The sequence below is a fragment of the Streptomyces huasconensis genome (genome assembly GCF_021028635.1).
In the GTDB taxonomy this organism is placed as follows: Bacteria; Actinomycetota; Actinomycetes; order Streptomycetales; family Streptomycetaceae; genus Streptomyces; species Streptomyces huasconensis.
The window spans coordinates 2,950,062-2,969,386 of the sequence record NZ_CP086119.1 but is presented as its reverse complement, the minus strand read 5'-3'; the positions used below and the strand labels follow the sequence as shown (position 1 = coordinate 2,969,386).

Annotated in this window: 19 protein-coding genes and 1 riboswitch; of the genes, 11 read left to right on the top strand and 8 right to left on the bottom strand. The window is 71.3% G+C overall.

Annotated elements, in window-relative coordinates:
• Nucleotides 1–40: 40 nt before the first annotated feature.
• Nucleotides 41–511 (bottom strand): Lrp/AsnC family transcriptional regulator, encoded by a 471-nt coding sequence (locus tag J2N69_RS13395; protein ID WP_127910760.1) that lies wholly within the window; start codon nucleotides 509–511, stop codon nucleotides 41–43.
• A gap of 121 nt (nucleotides 512–632) precedes the next feature.
• On the opposite strand from J2N69_RS13395, the gene hppD reads away from it, so the two are divergent.
• Nucleotides 633–1,781: a 4-hydroxyphenylpyruvate dioxygenase gene (gene hppD / locus J2N69_RS13390; RefSeq protein WP_127910759.1), complete on the top strand. Its 1,149-nt coding sequence runs from the start codon at nucleotides 633–635 to the stop codon at nucleotides 1,779–1,781.
• Nucleotides 1,782–1,884: 103 nt separating this feature from the next.
• Here the strand turns inward: hppD and J2N69_RS13385 are convergent, their stop codons facing one another.
• Together J2N69_RS13385 and J2N69_RS13380 are read right to left on the bottom strand one after the other, a co-directional pair.
• Complete coding sequence (locus tag J2N69_RS13385; protein ID WP_230900953.1) at nucleotides 1,885–2,769, bottom strand: alpha/beta hydrolase; 885 nt, start codon at nucleotides 2,767–2,769, stop codon at nucleotides 1,885–1,887.
• Entirely contained in the window at nucleotides 2,766–3,323 is a 558-nt protein-coding gene (locus tag J2N69_RS13380) for a quercetin 2,3-dioxygenase (RefSeq protein ID WP_127910758.1), read from the bottom strand. Before J2N69_RS13380 ends, J2N69_RS13385 begins: the two co-directional genes overlap by 4 nt.
• 107 nt (nucleotides 3,324–3,430) lie before the next feature.
• Here J2N69_RS13380 and J2N69_RS13375 point away from each other — a divergent pair, with 107 nt between their 5' ends.
• Nucleotides 3,431–3,880 carry a MarR family winged helix-turn-helix transcriptional regulator gene (locus J2N69_RS13375; protein ID WP_230900952.1) on the top strand — a complete coding sequence of 150 codons (450 nt, stop codon included), beginning with the start codon at nucleotides 3,431–3,433 and terminating at the stop codon, nucleotides 3,878–3,880.
• Here J2N69_RS13375 and J2N69_RS13370 read toward each other — a convergent pair.
• On the bottom strand, nucleotides 3,866–5,452 hold the full coding sequence (locus J2N69_RS13370) for a tetratricopeptide repeat protein (protein ID WP_230900951.1): 1,587 nt from the start codon (nucleotides 5,450–5,452) through the stop codon (nucleotides 3,866–3,868). The genes J2N69_RS13375 and J2N69_RS13370 overlap by 15 nt on opposite strands.
• Before the next feature lie 182 nt (nucleotides 5,453–5,634).
• On the opposite strand from J2N69_RS13370, the gene J2N69_RS13365 reads away from it, so the two are divergent.
• A complete protein-coding gene (locus J2N69_RS13365; RefSeq protein ID WP_230900950.1) occupies nucleotides 5,635–7,005 on the top strand; it encodes an FAD-binding oxidoreductase in 1,371 nt (456 codons plus the stop codon).
• 37 nt (nucleotides 7,006–7,042) lie between these two features.
• Here J2N69_RS13365 and J2N69_RS13360 read toward each other — a convergent pair whose 3' ends face one another.
• The gene (locus J2N69_RS13360) at nucleotides 7,043–7,528 is read right to left on the bottom strand and encodes an SsgA family sporulation/cell division regulator (protein ID WP_230900949.1); all 486 of its coding nucleotides are present in this window, start codon (nucleotides 7,526–7,528) and stop codon (nucleotides 7,043–7,045) included.
• Between the two features lie 268 nt (nucleotides 7,529–7,796).
• Here J2N69_RS13360 and J2N69_RS13355 point away from each other — a divergent pair, with 268 nt between their 5' ends.
• Both J2N69_RS13355 and J2N69_RS13350 read left to right on the top strand, forming a co-directional pair.
• A complete protein-coding gene (locus J2N69_RS13355) occupies nucleotides 7,797–9,320 on the top strand; it encodes an RDD family protein (RefSeq protein ID WP_230900948.1) in 1,524 nt (507 codons plus the stop codon).
• Between the two features lie 116 nt (nucleotides 9,321–9,436).
• A complete protein-coding gene (locus tag J2N69_RS13350; protein WP_230900947.1) occupies nucleotides 9,437–10,198 on the top strand; it encodes an RDD family protein in 762 nt (253 codons plus the stop codon).
• 46 nt (nucleotides 10,199–10,244) lie between these two features.
• On the opposite strand, the gene J2N69_RS13345 is transcribed toward J2N69_RS13350, so the two are convergent.
• Nucleotides 10,245–10,511, bottom strand: coding sequence for a hypothetical protein (locus J2N69_RS13345; protein WP_230900946.1), 267 nt, complete (start codon nucleotides 10,509–10,511; stop codon nucleotides 10,245–10,247).
• 448 nt (nucleotides 10,512–10,959) lie between these two features.
• Between J2N69_RS13345 and J2N69_RS13340 the strand changes: the two genes are divergently transcribed.
• Nucleotides 10,960–13,380, top strand: coding sequence for an immune inhibitor A domain-containing protein (locus tag J2N69_RS13340; protein WP_230900945.1), 2,421 nt, complete (start codon nucleotides 10,960–10,962; stop codon nucleotides 13,378–13,380).
• Between the two features lie 111 nt (nucleotides 13,381–13,491).
• Nucleotides 13,492–13,791, top strand: coding sequence for a hypothetical protein (locus J2N69_RS13335; RefSeq protein WP_127912396.1), 300 nt, complete (start codon nucleotides 13,492–13,494; stop codon nucleotides 13,789–13,791).
• Between the two features lie 16 nt (nucleotides 13,792–13,807).
• On the opposite strand, the gene J2N69_RS13330 is transcribed toward J2N69_RS13335, so the two are convergent.
• Both J2N69_RS13330 and J2N69_RS13325 read right to left on the bottom strand, forming a co-directional pair.
• Nucleotides 13,808–14,392, bottom strand: a complete 585-nt coding sequence (locus tag J2N69_RS13330; protein ID WP_127912397.1) for an isochorismatase family protein — start codon at nucleotides 14,390–14,392, stop codon at nucleotides 13,808–13,810.
• Between the two features lie 79 nt (nucleotides 14,393–14,471).
• The gene (locus J2N69_RS13325; protein WP_230900944.1) at nucleotides 14,472–15,800 is read right to left on the bottom strand and encodes a nicotinate phosphoribosyltransferase; all 1,329 of its coding nucleotides are present in this window, start codon (nucleotides 15,798–15,800) and stop codon (nucleotides 14,472–14,474) included.
• Nucleotides 15,801–15,878: 78 nt separating this feature from the next.
• On the opposite strand from J2N69_RS13325, the gene clpS reads away from it, so the two are divergent.
• From clpS to J2N69_RS13305, 4 genes are all read left to right on the top strand, one after another.
• Nucleotides 15,879–16,193, top strand: coding sequence for an ATP-dependent Clp protease adapter ClpS (gene clpS, locus J2N69_RS13320; RefSeq protein ID WP_230900943.1), 315 nt, complete (start codon nucleotides 15,879–15,881; stop codon nucleotides 16,191–16,193).
• 28 nt (nucleotides 16,194–16,221) lie between these two features.
• Complete coding sequence (locus J2N69_RS13315) at nucleotides 16,222–16,827, top strand: DUF2017 domain-containing protein (protein ID WP_230900942.1); 606 nt, start codon at nucleotides 16,222–16,224, stop codon at nucleotides 16,825–16,827.
• 372 nt (nucleotides 16,828–17,199) lie between these two features.
• Entirely contained in the window at nucleotides 17,200–18,693 is a 1,494-nt protein-coding gene (locus J2N69_RS13310; RefSeq protein WP_230900941.1) for an amino acid permease, read from the top strand.
• A gap of 86 nt (nucleotides 18,694–18,779) precedes the next feature.
• Nucleotides 18,780–19,202, top strand: a complete 423-nt coding sequence (locus J2N69_RS13305; protein ID WP_230900940.1) for a M67 family metallopeptidase — start codon at nucleotides 18,780–18,782, stop codon at nucleotides 19,200–19,202.
• 2 nt (nucleotides 19,203–19,204) lie between these two features.
• A riboswitch (cobalamin riboswitch) is annotated at nucleotides 19,205–19,325 on the top strand.

Here is a 19,325-nt window from a genome sequence, read left to right as displayed (position 1 = left end):
CGCCTCTCAGGAGTGCTCCTCCCGGGCTCGGCGATCTTCCTCAGACATCTTGGGACGCCTGCTCCACGAGCGGGATGATCCGCAGCGGAACGGGGTTCTCCATGACGATCGCGGTGGAGGCCCGGACGATGCCATCAAAACCCACGACCCGGTCGATCACACGTTGGAGATCGGCGTTCGACCGCGCCACGAGGCGGCAGAGCATGTCGCCGTGGCCCGTGATGGTGTGCAGCTCCAGCACCTCGGCGACGGTCGCCAAGTGCGCCCGCACGTCCGCGCCCTGCCCCTGTTTGATCTCCAGCGTCGCGAACGCCGTGACGGGGTAGCCGAGCGCCGCCGGGTCGACCTCCGGGCCGAACCCGCGGATGACTCCATTGGACTGAAGCCGGTCCATCCGCGCCTGCACCGTGCCGCGCGCCACCCCGAGCCTGCGGGACGCCTCCAGAACCCCGATGCGCGGCTCCCGCGCCAGGAGCACGATGAGCCTGCCGTCCAGATGATCGATCGCCATGCGGCCTCCCGGGTGGTCATCATGTACAGATAGCCCGCCCATCCTGGTCATCCAATGGACAGTTTGACCACTGAGAACGCGAACTATTGCGCACCTTGTGGATCGGCGGGAGCCTCGGCACATGACTGAGACCACCACCCACACTTCCCCGGACACCGCGCGCGAGGCCGATCCCTTCCCGGTCAAGGGAATGGACGCGGTCGTCTTCGCCGTGGGCAACGCCAAGCAGGCGGCGCACTACTACTCCACGGCGTTCGGCATGAAGCTCGTGGCCTACTCCGGACCGGAGAACGGCAGCCGCGAGACCGCCAGTTACGTGCTCACGAACGGCGCCGCCCGCTTCGTGTTCACCTCCGTCATCAAGGCCTCCACCGACTGGGGCCACTTCCTCGCCACCCACGTGGCCGAGCACGGCGACGGCGTCATCGACCTCGCCATCGAGGTCCCGGACGCCCGCGCCGCGTACGCGTACGCCGTCGAGCACGGCGCGCGCGGCATCGTCGAGCCGTACGAGGAGAAGGACGAGAACGGCACGGTCGTGCTCGCCGCCATCGCCACCTACGGCAAGACCCGTCACACGCTGGTGGAGCGCTCCGGGTACGACGGGCCCTACCTGCCCGGTTTCGTCTCCGCGCAGCCGATGGTCGAGCCGCCGGCCAAGCGGACCTTCCAGGCGATCGACCACTGCGTCGGCAACGTCGAACTCGGCAAGATGAACGAGTGGGTCGGCTTCTACAACAAGGTCATGGGCTTCACGAACATGAAGGAGTTCGTGGGCGACGACATCGCGACCGAGTACAGCGCGCTGATGTCGAAGGTGGTCGCGGACGGCACCCTCAAGGTGAAGTTCCCGATCAACGAGCCCGCCATCGCCAAGAAGAAGTCGCAGATCGACGAGTACCTGGAGTTCTACGGCGGCGCGGGTGTCCAGCACATCGCGCTCGCCACCAACGACATCGTCGAATCGGTGCGCACGATGCGCGCGGCGGGCGTCCAGTTCCTCGACACCCCCGACTCGTACTACGACACGCTCGGCGAGTGGGCCGGTGAGACCCGCGTGCCCGTGGAGACCCTGCGCGAGCTGAAGATCCTCGTCGACCGCGACGAGGACGGCTACCTGCTGCAGATCTTCACCAAGCCGGTCCAGGACCGCCCGACCGTCTTCTTCGAGATGATCGAGCGGCACGGCTCCATGGGCTTCGGCAAGGGCAACTTCAAGGCCCTGTTCGAGGCGATCGAGCGGGAGCAGGAGAAGCGGGGCAACCTCTAGCCGCCGGGGAGTCTTCGGGCGCCGTCGATCGCGGGCTGCGCCCAGTTCGTCCTCCATCGCCGGACAGGCCCGATCTCCCTCGGTCCTGTCCGGCGACCGGCGTTCAGGCCTTCGACGTGCGGGCGCGTACGAAGTCCAGCGAGCGCGTGAAGATCCGCTCCACCTCGGCTTCGGGCAGGCCGTGCCAGCCGTGGTCCGCGCCGGGGACCGTCCACAGGTCCGCCGCCGCCCCCGCCCCGCGCAGCGCGGCCGCCAGCGACGCGCTGTGCGAGTGGTCCACCATCGTGTCCGCGTCCCCGTGCACCAGCAGGAAGGGCGGCGCCCCCGGGCGGACGCGGGCCAGCGGACTGGCCGCCCGCGCCGTCTCCGGTAGGGCAGCCGGGGCCGCGCCCAGCAGGAGCGCTTCCGGGGTGGCGGGGTCCTCGGGGCGGAACGGGCCTCGGGCGGCGGTCAGATCGCTCGGCCCGTACCAGATCACGGCACCGGCCACGCCCGGCTCGTCCAGCGCGAGGAGCGAGGCGAGGTGGCCGCCCGCGGACTCGCCCCAGACCACCGTCCGCCCGGCGTCGACGCCGAGTTCCGGGCCGCGCAGGGCCAGCCAGCGCAGGGCGGCGCGGACGTCGTCCAGCGGGGCCGGGAAGGCCGCCTCGCCGCTGAGCCGGTAGTCGACGCAGGCCACGGCGGAGCCCGCCGCCGCGATGCGCGCGAACGGCCCCGGAGCCCACTGCCGGGTGCGCGGACCCATGTCGTCGCGCCGCCCCTGGAGCCAGGCACCGCCGTGCACGAACAGCACCAGCGGCGCCGGGCCGGCCGCCGGGGCGGTACCCGGCAGCCACAGGTCGAGTTCCAGGGGGCGGCTGCCCGATGCCTGGTGGTAGGGCACGCCGCGCAGTTCGCGCACGCCCGGCTCACGCACCGCCGCGGGCGGCAGCGGGGCCCGGTCGGGGTGGGGCGCGGCGACCAGCCGCCGCAGCGCGGGCCCGGTCACCGGGTGCGCCACTGGTGGCCGGGGAGGAAGTTCACGTCGTACTCCTGCGGGACGGTGCCGAACTTGTGCGGCTCGGGTATGAGCGGCCGGTGCGGCAGGCCGTGCTGCTCCGTGGGCGCGCCGAGGTTCTCGAAGAACCGCTCGAAGGTGCCGCCGGGGCCCGCGGCGACGCCGACGACCTGGCTGTGGTGGCGCTCCATGCGGTAGGCGTGCGTGCAGTTCTTCGGTACGAAGCCGAAGTCGCCGGGGGTGAGCAGCTTCTCCTGCTGGACGCCCTCGGTGTCCTCGACGAACAGCCGGACGGCGCCCTGGGTGACGTAGAAGACCTCGTGGGTGTCGGCGTGCATGTGGGCCGGGATGAGGTCGCCCTTGGGGCCCTCGACGGTGAAGAAGTTGAAGGTGTTCTCGGTCTGCTCGCCGCCCGCGTAGACGGTGACCAGGTCGCCGAAGAGGTGGGCGCGGTCTCCCTCGCCCTTCTCGATGAAGTAGGGCTTGCCGGGGTCGGCGGGGATGCGGGAGGCCGGCCGGTAGCGCGTGGCGTACTCGATGGTCATGGAAGGCTCCGGGGAGTTGGATCGGAGAATGCCGGAAAGGGAATGTCAGGTAGCCTGACATTCGCGAGGGCCGGTGAGCAAGCCGGTGAGCACATCTGTGAGGAAAAATGCCGACCACCCAGCGCGACCTGCCCCAACTCCTCGGCGAGGCCCGCCGCTGGTGCGACGAGGGACTCTCCGCGGCCATGGCGGCCGCCGGCGAGACCCCGGTCTCCCCGACCCAGGTGCAGCTCTGCTCCGTGCTCGACCAGGAGGGCACCACCGTCTCCGAACTGGCGCGGCGCATGGGCGTCACCCGGCAGACCGCCCACCAGGCCGTGCACCAGCTCGTCGCCGTCGGCATCCTCGAACAGGTCCCCGACCCCGCCTCCGCGAGGCAGCGCCTGATCCGGCGCACCGCCGAGGGGGAACGCGCCCACCGCCTGGCCAAGGCCGCCCTCGCCCGCATCGAGGAGCAGCTCGCCGCACGCATCGGCGCGGACCTGGCCGACGCCCTGCGGGCCGCCCTGGAGGCACCGTGGGGCCCGCCGCCCGGCCCGGACTCAGCGGCCGGGTGACGCCGTGCGCACGCGGGCGGGGGCCGAGGGGGACGACCGGCGCGGAGTGCTCGGCGCGGCCCGGCGCGAGGTCCAGGGACGGGGCGACGCCTGGCGCGGCGCGACCTGGCGCCGCGAGGGCTGCCGCTGCGCGGAGCCGGGCGCCGACCCGCCCGGCTCCGTCCGCCGCGGACGCTCGGGGCCCGGCGCCGCCGCCGGGGCCGACTCGTACACCTCCTCCGGGCCGCCCTCCGGCGGCTCGCCCAGCGCCGCCAGGGCCCGCTTCGCCCTCGGCACGTGCAGCGGCGAGAAGTACGGGTTGGTCCGCAGGGCCTCCCCGATGTGCCGCCGCGCCGCCCCGTACCGGCCGAGCTGCCGTTCGATCTCCCCCCGGTGGTAGGCGAACAGCGCGCTGCGCGGGCCCTTGGCGATCGCCTTGGTGACCAGCTTCAGGCCCTTCTCGCCCTCACCGGCGCGGTGCAGCGCCCAGCCCAGCGCGTCCGCCGTCTGCGGGTTGCCGTGCCGCTTGTACTCCGCCTTCAGCCGCGCCACGGCGGTCTCCGGATCGCCGTGGTCCGCCTCGAAGAGACCGAGCACCCGTTCGTTGTTGACGCCGCCCGCACTCTCCTCCTTCACCCGCGCCCGCACCACGTCGTACTGGGCGCGCGCGGCGGGCCGCAGCTTCAGTGCCTCGTACAGCTCGCCGAGTTCCACCGCGTACTCGGGCAGCGGCTGCCGGGTGAGCGCCGAGCGGTACGCGTGCAGCGCCTCCGACGTACGGCCGAGCGCCGCGAGCGCCCGGCCCCGGCCCGCCAGCGAGGCATGGTGGTCGGGATCGGCGGCGAGCGCCGCGTCGTACTGGCGCAGCGCCACGGCCGGTTCGCCCCGCTCCCAGGCCAGCTCCCCGACGCGGTGCAGGGACGCCGCCTGCTCCGCCGGGGTCTCGGCGAGCGCCGCCGCGTCCGTCAGGGCCGCGTTGGCGTCCTCGCGCCAGCCGCGGTCGCGGTAGACCTGCCCGGCGCGCGCCTTCACGGCGGAGCGCGGGCCCAGCTTCTTGAGGGAGTCCAGGGCCTTGCCGACCCCTTTGGCGTCGCCGAGCCCGCTATAGGCGTCGATCAGCGCCGGGTAGGCCGCCCACCGCTTCGGGGCCTGCCGCACCGCCTGCTCGCCCCACATGCGGGCCGCCCGGAAGTCGTGCCGGGCGTTGGCGAGCGCCGTGAGCCCCAGCAGGGCCTCCGGGTTGCCCGCGGACCGCGTCCGCAGCGACGTGCGCAGCGCCTGTTCGGCCTTCGGGTAGTACGCGACATCGGCGGTGCGCGCGCCCCGCGCCACATACGCCGAGCCCAGCACCGCCCAGGAGTGCTCGTCCCGCGGGTGCGTCCGCAGGTGCGCCTCCCGGTCCCCGATGAGCGCCGCCAGATCCGCCGGCGCGGCCGGCCTGCCCGCCGCCACGGCCACCCGGGCCCGCCCCACCGGCCCGAGCGCGGGCGGCGAGGCGTCCCCGCGGTCCAGCGGCACCAGCACATAGGCGGCCCCGAGCGCCACCGACCCCGCCGCGGAGAAGACCAGCGCACGCCGCACCGAAGACCTCATCGGGGGCCGGTAAGGCTTCGGGGAGGACCCGTAAGGCTTCCGCGGGGACCGGTAGGGCTTCAGAGGGGACCCGTAACGCTTCATGACGCTCACTGTGCGTCAATACGAAGAGCACATCCCGGCACGGGGAAGGGCGTCGCACACGGGTTCACACCGATGGCCCCGGGTGCGACGCTGTGATCATGAGCCGCACCCTCATCGAACTGCTCCAGGAGGGCCTGCCCGCCGAGGCGGTCCTCACGGACCCGGACGTCACGTCCGCGTACTCCCACGACATGGCGAGCTTCTGCGACGCCGGTGCCCCCGCCGTCGTCGTCCTGCCCCGCACCGTCGAGCAGGTCCAGCACGTCATGCGCACCGCCACCGCGCTGCGCGTCCCGGTGGTGCCGCAGGGCGCCCGCACCGGCCTGTCCGGCGCCGCCAACGCCACCGACGGCTGCATCGTGCTGTCCCTCGTCAAGATGAACCGCATCCTGGAGATCAGCCCGGTCGACCGGATCGCCGTCGTCGAGCCGGGCGTCGTCAACGCCGCGCTCTCCCGCGCGGTGGGCGAACACGGCCTGTACTACCCGCCCGATCCCTCCAGTTGGGAGATGTGCACCATCGGCGGGAACATCGGCACGGCCTCCGGCGGCCTGTGCTGCGTGAAGTACGGCGTCACCGCGGAGTACGTCCTCGGGCTCGACGTCGTCCTCGCCGACGGGCGGCTCATGAGCACCGGCCGCCGCACCGCCAAGGGCGTCGCAGGCTACGACCTCACGCGGCTGTTCGTCGGCTCCGAGGGCAGCCTCGGCATCGTCGTCCGCGCCGTCCTCGCGCTGAAGCCGAAGCCGCCGCAACAGCTGGTGCTGGCCGCCGAGTTCGGATCGACGGCGGCCGCCTGCGACGCCGTCTGCGCGATCATGGAGGGCGGCCACGTCCCGTCACTGCTGGAACTGATGGACCGTACGACCGTGCGGGCCGTCAACGCGCTCGCGAACATGGGGCTGCCCGAGACCACCGAGGCCCTCCTCCTCGCCGCCTTCGACACCCCGGACCCCGCGGCCGATCTCGCCGCGGTCGGCGCGCTCTGCGAGGCCGCGGGCGCCACCCAGGTCGTCCCGGCCGAGGATGCCGCCGAGTCGGAACTCCTGCTCCAGGCGCGGCGGTTGTCCCTCACTGCCCTTGAGGCCGTCAAGGGCACCACGATGATCGACGACGTGTGCGTGCCGCGCTCCAGGCTGGCCGAGATGCTCGACGGCGTCGAACGCATCGGCGAGAAGTACGGCCTGACCATCGGCGTCTGCGCGCACGCGGGCGACGGCAACACGCACCCCACCGTCTGCTTCGACGCGGCGGACGCCGACGAGGCCCGGCGCGCCCGGGAGTCCTTCGACGAGATCATGGCCCTCGGTCTCGAACTCGGCGGCACCATCACCGGCGAACACGGCGTCGGCGTCCTCAAGAAGGAGTGGCTGGCCCGCGAGATCGGCCCGGTGGGAGTGGAGATGCAGCGGGCCGTCAAAGCCGCCTTCGACCCGCACCACCTCCTCAACCCGGGCAAGCTGTTCTGACCCCCGCGCGACCACGCTCTCGGACCGCGCCCACCGGTCACTCGCCGTCCCCCGACTCGTCCGAGGGCCACGGGTCCCGCAGCCACAACTCGTCCACGCGGCCCCGGCCCGAGGTGGGTGCGAGCAGCTCGGCGAGGCCGTCGTCGATGCCGAGCCGCTCGCCCTCGGAGCCCGGCGGGATCACCCGCAAGGTGCGCTCCAGCCAGGCGGAGACGGCCGTCGACGGCGCCTCCAGGAGAGCGTCGCCGTCCGGTGAGGTGAGCGCCATCAGGACGACGCTGCGGCCGTCCACCTTCGTCGGCCAGACCCGCACGTCCCCGTGACCGCACGGCCGGAACACCCCCTCCACCAGCAGCTCCCGGGCGAACGTCCAGTGCACGGGGTGCTCGGAGCCGATGTGGAAGGCGATGTGGACGGCGTAGGGGTCGTCGGTGCGGTAGGTGAGTCGGGCCGGGACGGGGACGGCCCGTTCCGGGGAGAGGACCAGCTTGATTTCCAGCTCGCGTTCCACCACGGAGTGCATGTCGGTGCGTTTCCCTTCTCGAAGGGGCCCTGGGAGCGGACCCGTACGAGTGGAGAGCGCGTGGCCGCCGGAGCATTACGCGGGTTCGGCGGAATTTTCCCGGACGGCTTCGCGGAGCGGCGCGGGCGGGGGACGTGGGGCTCGCGGGGGATGTGTGGGGACCGTGCCCGGATCGTGGTCCGAAGGGACGGACCCGCCCGGTGGCCCACGGAGGTCTGATAGATGTGGACCCCTCAAAAGACCCCCGAGCAGATACGGGACGACGGACATGAGCGCCCCAACTCCGGCCCCAGGCGACGACAGGCCCCGCGAAGGCTATTACCCCGACCCGTCCATTCCCGGATATGTCCGGTACTGGAACGGCGCCGCCTGGGTGCCCGGTACGAGCCGTCCCGCGCCGTCCGACGGCGAACCCCTCCCGGCACCGCCCGGCACGGGCCCCGCTGCGGGTACCGCCCCGACACCGCCGCCCGCCGTGGAGGAGACCGGGCCGCACTTCTTCGACGAGGACCCGGTGGCGGGCGGCCAGGACCAGCACGGCGCCCGCCCCGAGCCCGCCACCGCCTGGCAGGCCGACGCCACCCGGCAGTCGGGCCTCGGCAGCGAACAGGAGCGCCGCATCTCGTGGGGCGCCCCGGGCCAGGCCGACCCGCGCGTGCCGAGCGAGGCCGCGCCGCGCGCCGAGACCCCGGACGCCGGGCCGGAGGCCGCGCCCGAGCCGCCCGCGGACGAGAGCAACCCGGGCACGGTCATGATCCGCGCGGTCAGGCCGGGCGCGCCGAAGCCGGGTGCCGCCTCGAAGCCGGCCGCCGGTGAGGGAACAGTGACGTTCCGCCGCCCGACGGGGCCGGTGAAGCCCGCCGACGCGGCGGCCGCGCCCACCCCCTCAGCCGCGCCCACCCCCGCGCCCCGGACCGACGGCACCATGGCGATCCGCGCCCTGCGCCCCGCGTCCGAGCAGCGGGACGCCCAGGCCGCCACCCCGCAGCAGGCCGCCCCCGCACAAGCCGCCGCCCCCGCGCAGCCCGCCGTACCGCAGCAGGCCCAGGCTCCCGCCCCCGCCCCGGCGCCCCAGCCCACCCCCCAGCCGCAGCCCGCCCCGCAGCCCACCGTGCCGCAGCAGGGCGGTGCGCCGGCGCCGTCGACGCCCGTCACCGCGGGGCCCGGCGGGGGCTCGCAGTCCTGGGCCCAGCAGGTGCACCAGCTCGCGGGCGCCGGCCAGGCCCCGCAGCAGGGCGACGGGCCGCCGGTCGTGCCGTGGAAGCCGGTGACCGAGGACCCCTTCCTTGCCGCCGCCCGTGCCCAGGCGTCGGCCCGGCCCGCGGGACTCGGCAGGCGCCTCGCGGCGCGGCTCATCGACAGCGTCGCCCTCGCGGCGGTCACCGGGGCCGCGGCCCTGCCGCTCGGCGCCGAGGCCGCCGACCACGTGGACAGCAAGATCGACGCGGCGAAGCTGTCGGGCGAGAAGACCACGGTCTGGCTGCTCGACGGCACCACCGCCGGTTACCTCGGCATCATCCTCGCCGTCCTCCTGCTCTTCGGCGTCGTGTACGAGGCGCTGCCCACCGCCAAGTGGGGCCGCACCCTGGGCAAGAAGGTGTGCGGCATCGAGGTGCGGGACATCGAGGAGCACGAGCCGCCGACGTTCGCGGCGGCCCTGCGGCGCTGGCTCGTCTACAGCGTGCCCGGCCTGCTGGTGGTCGGCGTCGTCGGAGTGCTGTGGTGCCTCTTCGACAAGCCGTGGCGGCAGTGCTGGCACGACAAGGCGGCCAACACCTTCGTCGCCGGGTGAGCCGCGCGATGAGCGCACGTACGTACGCCGTGGGGTGAGGGGTACGCACGCCGTCGGGTAACCCGGTCGGCCGCTCGCCGGATGCGGCGCGGGGGCCGGCGCGGTCGACTCGGGCCATGAGCACCGAACCGCCGCAGGACCCGCCGCCGGACGACGACCCGTTCAGGAAGCAGCCACCTGGCGGACCTCCCCCCGGGTCCGGCGGTGGCTCCCCCTACGACACCCCGCCCCCGGGCGGCGGCGCCCCCTACGGGAACACACCCCCGGGTTCCGGCGGCGGCACGCCCTACGGAGTCCCGCCCCCGCCCTCGGAGGGCGATCCCTACGGCGGGGGCAGCGGCAACCCCTACGGCGGGGGCGGCCCCTACGGGGGCGGCGGTGACCCCTACGGCGGCGGCCCGGGCGGCTACGGCGGGCAGGACCCGCTGGCCGGCATGCCCCCGCTGGCCGACAGCGGCAAGCGCGTCCTCGCCCGCATCATCGACATGGTCCTGGTGGGCATCGTCGTATGGCTGCTGTCCTGGCTCTTCAACACGTCCGAGTACGACGTGGACCCGGACAAGGTGAACACGGGCCGGTCGTTCGGCCAGTCGCTGCTGGCCGCCGTGCTCTACATCGCGTACGACACCGTCATGATCTCCAAGACGGGGCAGACGCTCGGCAAGAAGCTGCTGGGCCTGCGCGTCGCCAACCTGGAGGACGGCGCCACGCCCACCATGCAGACCGCGCTGACCCGCGCGGCCGTGCTCTGGCTGCCCTTCGCCTTCTGCTGCGCCTGCATCTGGACGGCGATCTGCGGCGGCTGGAGCTTCTTCGACAAGCCCTACCGACAGGGCCTGCACGACAAGGCCGCCAAGACGGTGGTGGTCAGCGTCTAGCGCGAACGACCCGGTGCGGTGGCACCACGACCGGCGGGCTCCTGCTTCAGGGGCCCGCCGGTTCGCGTACGGAGTCGGCGAGCACGGCGCGCTGCGCGGGGACCCGCTCCGGGGCCGGGGGAGCGGCGGGCGTCTCCTCCGGCGCGGGCGCGGGCACCGTCAGCGCGACCAGTAAGCCGAGGCCGAGCGCGGCCACGGCTATCACCGCGACGCCGGCTCCCGAGGCGGTGCGGGAGAGCAGCAGCATGGCGAGGGCGGAGAAGACGACGGTCACCGAACCGTAGGCGATCTGTGCGGTGGTCGGACGTGGCATGGGACGAGGCATGACGTGATCCGTCCTCGGCAGTGAGCTGGCGGTATACGAATCAAAGGGTGCCCGACGGCGGCGACTTGGGATGTGCCGCCGCGTACGGCGCCACACCGTCGATTGACTCTACGACGCTGCATGCCCGACGAGAACGGCCGGTAAGCGTGACCTAACCCACGGTGCCGCAGCACAGGGGGCGCACGGGTTCATGGCGTCCATCAAGTGGACGGCGCGGCGCGCCCATCGGCCGGCCCCGTGGAGAAGCACCCTCCTGTCCGGATACCGGATGCGGAGGTCGCATAGTGCACTTGGCCTGTGCAAGTCAAGGACTGTCTTTTCTCTCGCACTTCCGGTCGAATGTCGTCACTTGTGACGCGTACATCGCGCGCGGACCTCCTCCGACCGGGATCTCGGTCCGCCATTCGCGCGGGCGCGTGGGGAGGACATTCATCAAGTGACAGCCAGAACACGCACGTTCAGAGCCACGGCGGTGGCCGTCGCGGTGGCCGCGGCCGCCGCGACGTACTCGGCGACGACGGCGACAGCCGCACCCGGGGACGGCGCCCCGGCCGCGGCGCCCGCCGTCGACCGGCAGGACCCGTCGCGCCCCAAGGCGCACGTCGACCACGACCTCGACGGGCCGTTCAGCAAGCAGCAGGCGCAGCAGCGCAAGGCGGCCCTCCAGCAGGTCGTCGCGGGCGACGCCAAGGTGCAGAAGCGCGGTGCCTCCAAGGTCGTCAAGCTCGACGACAAGAAGTACGTCGAGCTGGGCCGCGAGAAGACCGACAAGATCTTCACGATCCTGGTGGAGTTCGGGGACAAGGTCGACGACACGACCATGTACGACCCGGACGGCCCCGAGGGCCCGCAGCAGCCGGTCAAGAAGTACGGCGGCAAGCCCGGCCCGCTGCACAACAAGATAGCCAAGCCCAACAGGGCGAAGGACAACAGCACGGCCTGGCAGGCGGATTACAACCGCAAGCACTTCGAGGACCTGTACTTCGGAGAGGGCAAGGACAGCAAGGGCAAGACCAAGCACTCGCTGAAGACCTACTACGAGAAGACCTCCTCCGGCCGCTACTCGGTCGACGGCGCGGTCTCCGACTGGGTCAAGGTCGACTACAACGAGGCGCGTTACGGCTCTAACTACTGCGGCGACACCAACTGCGCCAACGTCTGGGACGCGGTCAAGGACGGCGTGACCGCCTGGACCAAGGCCCAGAAGGCCCAGGGCCGCACCGACGCGCAGATCAAGGCGGACCTGGCCAAGTACGACCTCTGGGACCGCTACGACTTCGACAACGACGGCGACTTCAACGAGCCCGACGGCTACATCGACCACTTCCAGATCGTCCACGCGGGCGAGGACGAGTCGGCCGGCGGCGGCGCCGAGGGCGAGAACGCCCTGTGGGCCCACCGCTGGTACGCGTACGGCAACGACGCGGGCAGGACCGGCCCCGGCCACAACAAGGCCGGCGGCACCCAGATCGGCGACTCGGGCATCTGGGTCGGCGACTACACGATGCAGCCGGAGAACGGCGGCCTCGGTGTCTTCGCCCACGAGTACGGCCACGACCTCGGCCTGCCGGACCTGTACGACACCACGGGCAAGGGCGAGAACTCGGTCGGCTTCTGGTCGCTGATGTCCGCCGGTTCCTGGCTCGGCACCGGCAAGGACTCCATCGGTGACCTGCCGGGCGACATGACCGCCTGGGACAAGTTCCAGCTGGGCTGGCTCGACTACGCCAAGGCGAAGGCGGCCACCACCTCCGAGCACAAGCTGGGCGTCGCGGAGTACAACACCCGCCACCGTCAGGCGCTCCTGGTCGACCTGCCGAAGAAGGCCGTCACCACCAAGATCGTGAAGCCCGCCGAGGGCGCGAAGCAGTGGTGGAGCGACCAGGGCGACGACCTGAAGAACACCCTCACGCGCTCCGTCGACCTGACCGGCAAGACCAAGGCCGAACTGTCCCTCCAGGGCTGGTGGGACATCGAGGCCAACTACGACTACCTCTACACCGAGGTCTCCACGGACGGCGGCGCCAACTACACGCCGGTCGACGGCACCGCGGACGGCAAGCCGATCACCCGCGACGCCGGTGACAAGCCCGCGCTGACCGGTGTCTCGGGCGCGTACAAGAAGCTGGTCTTCCCGCTCGACGCCTACGCCGGCAAGAAGATCGACCTCCGCTTCCGCTACGCCACGGACGGCGGCGCGGGCGGCAAGGGCTTCGCGGCCGACGCCCTGACGATCACCGGGGACGGCGCCAAGCTCTTCGAGGACGGCGCCGAGGGCGACGACAACGGCTGGACGTCGAAGGGCTTCTCCCGCATCGCCGAGTCCTTCACCAAGAAGTACGACCAGTACTACCTGGCCGAGAACCGCCAGTACGTCTCGTACGACAAGACCCTGAAGGTCGGCCCGTACAACTTCGGCTTCTCGGGGACCCGCCCCGCCTGGGTGGAGCACTACCCGTACCAGACCGGCCTGATGATCTGGCAGTGGGACACCTCCCAGAAGGACAACAACACCAGCCAGCACCCCGGCCAGGGCCTGATCCTGCCGGTGGACGCGCACGCCAAGCCGCTGAAGTGGAAGGACGGCTCGCTCCTGCGCAACAAGATCCAGCCGTTCGACGCGCCCTTCAGCAAGTACGCCACGGACGCGTTCACGCTCCACAACGCGGACGTCGCGCTGAAGATCAAGTCCCAGAAGGGCGTCCCGGTCTTCGACGACCGCAAGGGCACCTACTGGTACGCCTCGAACCCCACGGGCAGCGTCAAGGTCACTGACACCAACACCCAGATCAAGATCATCAAGCAGCCGAAGGACGGCTCGACGATCACGGTCCAGGTGGGTCGCTCGACGAAGTAATCAGCGTTTCCCCAGGTCAAGCCATGATCGGCCGTCGCCCTCTAGCGGGCGGCGGCCGATCGTGTTTAGGTGCGTGCTGTGTACTTCTTATTGACGGGGGTGTGACCGACCATGTCCGCAGGAGGTTTCTGCAAGCTGCCGAACGGCAGCGTGGTGGTGGCGCTGACCCTGCCCAGCCCGGTGGAATCGGGCGGCGCGGTCAGGATGATCGTGCACTCCGCGAACCGCGCGAGGGCGCTGACCCGCCTGCGGAACCTCGGCCTGCGGGCGGTGTACCTGCGAGGCAACGCGGAACCGCCCACCCCCGACGAGGTCACGGCCGTGCTGCACCACCCGGACGGGCTGATATGGCGCACGGCACCCAACTCCCTGCAGGAGCTGTGGCACCCGATCAGGGCGCTGCGGCGCTGAGCGGCGCCCCGGTCGTTCAGACGACGGGCTTGCCCGTCAGCTCGACCCCGGCCGCGCGCAGCTCGGTCAGCGCCCGCTCGGTCGTCTCCCCGCCGACCCCCGCGGTCAGGTCCAGCAGCACGGTCGTGCGGAACCCCTCCCGCGCCGCGTCCAGCGCGGTGGCGCGCACGCAGTGGTCCGTGGCGATCCCGACCACGTCCACCTCCGTGATCTCGCGCTCCCGCAGCCACTGAGCCAGGGAGACGCCGTTCTCGTCGACGCCCTCGAAGCCGCTGTAGGCGGCCGAGTGGGCGCCCTTGTCGAAGACCGCGTCGATGCCGCCGGACGCGACGGCGGGGGCGAAGTTCGGGTGGAAGCCCACGCCCTCCGTGCCCGCGACGCAGTGCGGCGGCCAGGAGTCCACGTAGTCCGGGTGGTCCGAGAAGTGGGCGCCGGGATCGATGTGGTGATCCCGGGTGGCCACCACGTGGCGGTAGCAGGCCGGGGCCTGGCCGATCAGCTCGGTGATGGCGGCGGCCACGTCCGCGCCACCGGCCACCGCGAGGCTGCCGCCCTCGCAGAAGTCGTTCTGCACGTCTACGACGATCAGTGCGCGGCGCATGGGCGGTGTCCTTTGGTGGGGTGACTACGAGCCTAGAGACTTCACGTGCGTTGCGGGAAGGGGCACCTGCCCGGGTCCGTCAGAGATATTCCGTGGGGATGACCGCCTCGCCGCGCGACAGCTGCGTCGCCGACAGGGGCAGGCGGGCGCGGGCGGCGGCGTGCCGGTCGCGGACCGCGTCCAGCGGCTCACGGGCGATGACCTGGCCGCCCTTGACCAGCTCGACCAGGAGCTGGGCGTCCGCCAGCTCGGCGGGCACGGCCCCGGTGCCGATGACCTCGGCCTCGGCGACGCCGTGCTCATCGGTCCGCCGCGCGGCCCACTTGCGGCCGCCCACGGAGCTCTTGGCGCCGAGCGACTTCTTCGCCACCGGCTCCAGCGGGGCCTTGGGGTCGGCCGAGTGGGCGCGGGCCACCAGCTTGTAGACCATGGAGGCCGTGGGGTGCCCGGACCCCGTGACGAGCTGCGTGCCCACGCCGTACGCGTCCACGGGCGCCGCCCGGAGCGAGGCGATGGCGTACTCGTCGAGGTCGGAGGTGACGACGATCTTCGTCTCCGTCGCGCCCAGCTCGTCCAGCTGCTGGCGCACCCGGTGGGCGACGAGCAGCAGGTCACCGGAGTCGATGCGCACGGCGCCAAGCTCCGGCCCGGCGATCTCGACGGCCATGCGGACGGCCTCGGTCACGTCGTAGGTGTCCACGAGCAGGGTGGTGCCGCGGCCCAGCGAGTCGACCTGCGCGCGGAAGGCGTCGCGCTCGCTGTCGTGCAGCAGGGTGAAGGCGTGGGCGCTGGTGCCGACGGTCGGGATGCCGTAGCGGAAGCCGGCGGCCAGGTCGGAGGTGGTGGCGAAGCCGCCGACGTACGCGGCGCGGGACGCGGCGACGGCGGCCAGCTCGTGGGTGCGGCGGGCGCCCATCTCGATCAGCGGACGGTCCCCGGCGGCCGAGGACATCCGGGAGGCGGCGGCCGCGATCGCCGAGTCGTGGTTGAGGATGGAGAGGATCACCGTCTCCAGGAGCACGCACTCCGCGAAGGACCCCTCGACCCGCAGGATCGGCGAGCCCGGGAAGTAGACCTCGCCCTCCGGATAGCCCCAGATGTCGCCGCTGAAGCGGTAGCGGGACAGCCACTCCAAGGTGGGCTCGTCGACGATGCCGCGCTCGCGCAGGAAGCCGAGGACGCCGGCGTCGAAGCGGAAGTTCTCGACGGCGTCCAGGACCCGGCCGGTGCCGGCCACGACGCCGTAGCGCCGCCCCTCGGGCAGTCTGCGGGTGAAGACCTCGAAGACCGAACGGCGCTCGCCCGTACCGGCTTTCAGCGCCGCCTGGAGCATCGTCAGCTCGTACTGGTCCGTGAAGAGGGCCGTCGAGGGAACGTCCACCGGCAGGCCAAGGTCCGCTGTGTTCATGCGAAGGATGCTACCCGCATCTCGTCACTCTGACGATTTCCGGGCCCGTTTGTGCGCCTGCCCCCTGGGAGTGGCAGCATGGGACAGGTGAGTACGGCTCCCGCAGAGATCACCCGCCCGGCCTCGGACGAGGAGGCGTTCGTCGTCCCCGAGCCGGACGTCCCCTGGATCACGCTCGTGCACAACGACCCGGTCAACCTCATGAGCTACGTGACGTACGTCTTCCAGTCGTACTTCGGCTACTCCAAGGAGAAGGCCACCAAGCTCATGATGGACGTGCACCAGAAGGGCCGCGCGGTCGTCTCCACCGGCAGCCGCGAGGAGATGGAGCGCGACGTACAGGCCATGCACGGATACGGGCTGTGGGCCACCCTCCAGCAGGACCGCAAGTAGCGGCGGACCGGAAGCAGCGACGCATCTGATGCCAGGACAATTCGAAGCGATCCCCGGGGGCGGCGCCGCCGTCACGCTCGACGAGGTCGAGATCTCGATCATCCGTTCCCTCGCCGTGCAGCTCCTGGAGCTGATCGGTCCGGGCCCGGGCGGCGAGCCCTCCGACGACCCCCTCGCGGAGCTGTTCGCCGAGGGCCCGAGCGAGCCGCCCGCCGACCCGGTGATGCAGCGCCTGCTGCCGGACGCGTACGGCGGGCCCGGCAGCGAGACCGGGGACGTCGGACGCGACGAGGAACTGCGGGCGTATTCGGCCGAGTTCCGCCGCTTCACGGAGAATGACCTGAGGGCCAAGAAGCGGGACGACGCGCTGGTCGTGATCCGTTCGCTCGACGCGATGGCGTCCTCCGGCGAGGGCGGAGCTGTCCTGAAACTGTCGGTGGAGGAGTCGCGGCACTGGCTCGGCGCCCTCAACGACCTCCGGCTCGCGATCGGCACCCGCCTGGAGGTCACCGACGAGAAGGACGCCGATCTGCTCTACCGGCTCCCCGACTCCGACCCCCGCAAGCCGATGGTGATGGCCTACCTCTGGCTGGGCGGACTGCAGGAGACGCTGGTCGGGACGTTGCTGGACTGAGCCGGACCGAAATCCGGTGCATAGGGCAGCGAAATTTGCTGTACTGGACACCTTCCGTTCACGTGGCCGGTGCTTCGCTCAGCGGACGCTCAAATCCGGATAACGATCCCGTCACTTCATTGCCCGAGTTTGCGGCACGAAGAGACCTTTGTCCGCTTCTTCCTGTGGTGTGCGTCACAGGTGGCTGATTCCCTCACTGTTGCCGCCGTGATAAATCTTCACGACCGCTCGGTGACGCCACCCATGTCACCGAGGGCGCTCGGGCCGGCAGACCGCCGGTAGCACTCCATATACATCCGGGGGGATCAGGACCTGATCCGCAGCCATCAACGCGAGACGCGGGCGCGGATCAGCATGGAGAAAGGCGTCACCATGACCTCAGTGCAGGTCGAAGAGCAGCACGACGGGCACGACGGCAATGGTGCCGTGCAGGCCGCGGGCGGCCCGTCCGGCGAGGGCGAGGGCTACCAGCGCGGTCTGGGAGCCCGGCAGATCCAGATGATCGCGATCGGCGGTGCCATCGGCACCGGCCTGTTCCTCGGCGCGGGCAAGGCCATCCACAAGGCCGGCCCCAGCCTCATCCTGGCGTACGCCATCGCGGGCCTCGTCATCTTCTTCATCATGCGGGCACTCGGCGAGCTGCTCATGTACCGCGCCGTGTCGGGCTCCTTCTCGGAGTACGCACGCGAGTTCATGGGCCCGTTCTTCGGATTCGTGACCGGCTGGACGTACTGGCTCTTCTGGGTCGTCACCGGCATCACCGAAGTCACAGCGGCCGCCCAGTACATGCAGTACTGGACACACGACTCGTTCCCACAATGGGCATACGCCCTTGTCTTCACGGTCATCCTGTACGGCGCGAACCTCATCTCCGTGAAGCTCTTCGGTGAGCTGGAGTTCTGGTTCTCGATGGTCAAGGTCACCGCCATCATCGGCATGATCCTGATCTGCGTCGGCATCCTCACCATCGGCTTCTCCGACGCCGGGGACACCGCGACCGTGGCCCACCTGTGGAACCAGGGCGGTTTCTTCCCGAACGGCATCAGCTCCACGCTGATGACGCTCCAGATCGTGATGTTCGCCTTCCTCGCCGTCGAGCTGGTCGGCGTCACCGCGGGCGAGTCCAAGGACCCGAAGACCGTTCTGCCCAAGGCCATCAACACCGTGCCGTGGCGCATCGCCGTCTTCTACGTCGGCGCGCTGATCATGATCCTGTCGGTCGTGCCGTGGACGCACTTCCAGCCCGGTGTCTCGCCGTTCGTCGCCGCCTTCGAGAAGATGGGTCTGGGCGTCGGTGCCGCGATCGTGAACTTCGTGGTCCTCACCGCCGCGCTCTCCTCCTGCAACTCCGGCATGTACTCCACCGGCCGCATGCTGCGCGACCTGGCGCTCAACGGCCAGGGCCCGAAGCTCTTCACCAAGCTCACGAAGAACGGCCTACCGCTGTTGGGCACCACGTTCTCCGCCGCGTTCATGCTGGTCGGCGTCTGGATCAACTACCAGTGGCCGGGCGAGGCGTTCAACTACGTCGTCTCCTTCGCCACCATCTCCGGCATGTGGGCCTGGATCATGATCCTGGCCTGCCAGATCCGCTACCGCCGCAAGGCCGACCGCGGCGAGCTGCCGCAGTCCACCTTCCGGGCCCCGGGCGCCCCGTACACCAGCTGGTTCGCCCTGCTGTTCATCGGCATGGTCATCGTGATGATGGGTGTCGACAAGGACGCGCGGATCTCGCTGTACGCCGCCCCGGTCTGGGCCGCGATCCTCGGGGTCACCTACCTGGTCCTCAAGAGCCGCAACCCGCAGGCCGCCGCGTTCAACAAGCGCAAGATCGGCGCGGACAGCGTCTCCGTCACCAAGGACTGACCTCTCCGCAGAGGCCGCTGTCCAGCATTCGGGCCCGCCCGTACCACACTTCGGTACGGCGCGGGCCCTCTGCTTATCCTGGCGCCATGCTGACCATCACCCAGGCCCTCCACGACCAGATCGTCGCGCACGCGCGCCAGGACCACCCCGACGAGGCGTGCGGCGTGGTCGCGGGCCCGGCGGGCACCGGCCGCCCCGAGCGGTTCATCCCGATGCTGAACGCCGCGCGCTCGCCCACGTTCTACGAGTTCGACTCGGGCGACCTGCTCAAGCTCTACCGCGAGATGGACGACCGCGACGAGGAGCCGGTGGTCATCTACCACTCGCACACCGCGACCGAGGCCTACCCCTCCCGCACCGACATCACGTACGCCAACGAACCCGGCGCCCACTACGTCCTGGTCTCCACCGCGGACACCGACGACGCGGGCCCCTTCCAGTTCCGCTCGTTCCGGATCGTGGACGGCGAGGTCACCGAGGAAGACGTAAAGGTCGTACAGGCATACTGAGCTTTACCCATGAGGCGGCAGGACCCAGGAAGCCGGTGCGAGCCCGGCACGGTCCCGCCACTGTGACCCCACCCCCACTCCGGGGCGGGGGAGTCAGGAACTGACCTGCCGCCTTTGCTCCAC

Bases quoted from the DNA above. Each gene is read 5' to 3' on its own strand.
- J2N69_RS13350 (WP_230900947.1), top strand. From the start codon at position 9,437: ATGAGCACCGAACCGCCGCAGGACCCGCCGCCGGACGACGACCCGTTC.
- J2N69_RS13335 (WP_127912396.1), top strand. From the start codon at position 13,492: ATGTCCGCAGGAGGTTTCTGCAAGCTGCCGAACGGCAGCGTGGTGGTG.
- J2N69_RS13360 (WP_230900949.1), bottom strand. From the start codon at position 7,528: ATGCACTCCGTGGTGGAACGCGAGCTGGAAATCAAGCTGGTCCTCTCC.
- hppD (WP_127910759.1), top strand. From the start codon at position 633: ATGACTGAGACCACCACCCACACTTCCCCGGACACCGCGCGCGAGGCC.
- clpS (WP_230900943.1), top strand. From the start codon at position 15,879: ATGGGACAGGTGAGTACGGCTCCCGCAGAGATCACCCGCCCGGCCTCG.
- J2N69_RS13315 (WP_230900942.1), top strand. From the start codon at position 16,222: ATGCCAGGACAATTCGAAGCGATCCCCGGGGGCGGCGCCGCCGTCACG.
- J2N69_RS13310 (WP_230900941.1), top strand. From the start codon at position 17,200: ATGACCTCAGTGCAGGTCGAAGAGCAGCACGACGGGCACGACGGCAAT.
- J2N69_RS13370 (WP_230900951.1), bottom strand. From the start codon at position 5,452: ATGAGGTCTTCGGTGCGGCGTGCGCTGGTCTTCTCCGCGGCGGGGTCG.
- J2N69_RS13330 (WP_127912397.1), bottom strand. From the start codon at position 14,392: ATGCGCCGCGCACTGATCGTCGTAGACGTGCAGAACGACTTCTGCGAG.
- J2N69_RS13345 (WP_230900946.1), bottom strand. From the start codon at position 10,511: ATGCCACGTCCGACCACCGCACAGATCGCCTACGGTTCGGTGACCGTC.
- J2N69_RS13365 (WP_230900950.1), top strand. From the start codon at position 5,635: ATGAGCCGCACCCTCATCGAACTGCTCCAGGAGGGCCTGCCCGCCGAG.
- J2N69_RS13395 (WP_127910760.1), bottom strand. From the start codon at position 511: ATGGCGATCGATCATCTGGACGGCAGGCTCATCGTGCTCCTGGCGCGG.
- J2N69_RS13305 (WP_230900940.1), top strand. From the start codon at position 18,780: ATGCTGACCATCACCCAGGCCCTCCACGACCAGATCGTCGCGCACGCG.
- J2N69_RS13380 (WP_127910758.1), bottom strand. From the start codon at position 3,323: ATGACCATCGAGTACGCCACGCGCTACCGGCCGGCCTCCCGCATCCCC.
- J2N69_RS13325 (WP_230900944.1), bottom strand. From the start codon at position 15,800: ATGAACACAGCGGACCTTGGCCTGCCGGTGGACGTTCCCTCGACGGCC.
- J2N69_RS13375 (WP_230900952.1), top strand. From the start codon at position 3,431: ATGCCGACCACCCAGCGCGACCTGCCCCAACTCCTCGGCGAGGCCCGC.
- J2N69_RS13355 (WP_230900948.1), top strand. From the start codon at position 7,797: ATGAGCGCCCCAACTCCGGCCCCAGGCGACGACAGGCCCCGCGAAGGC.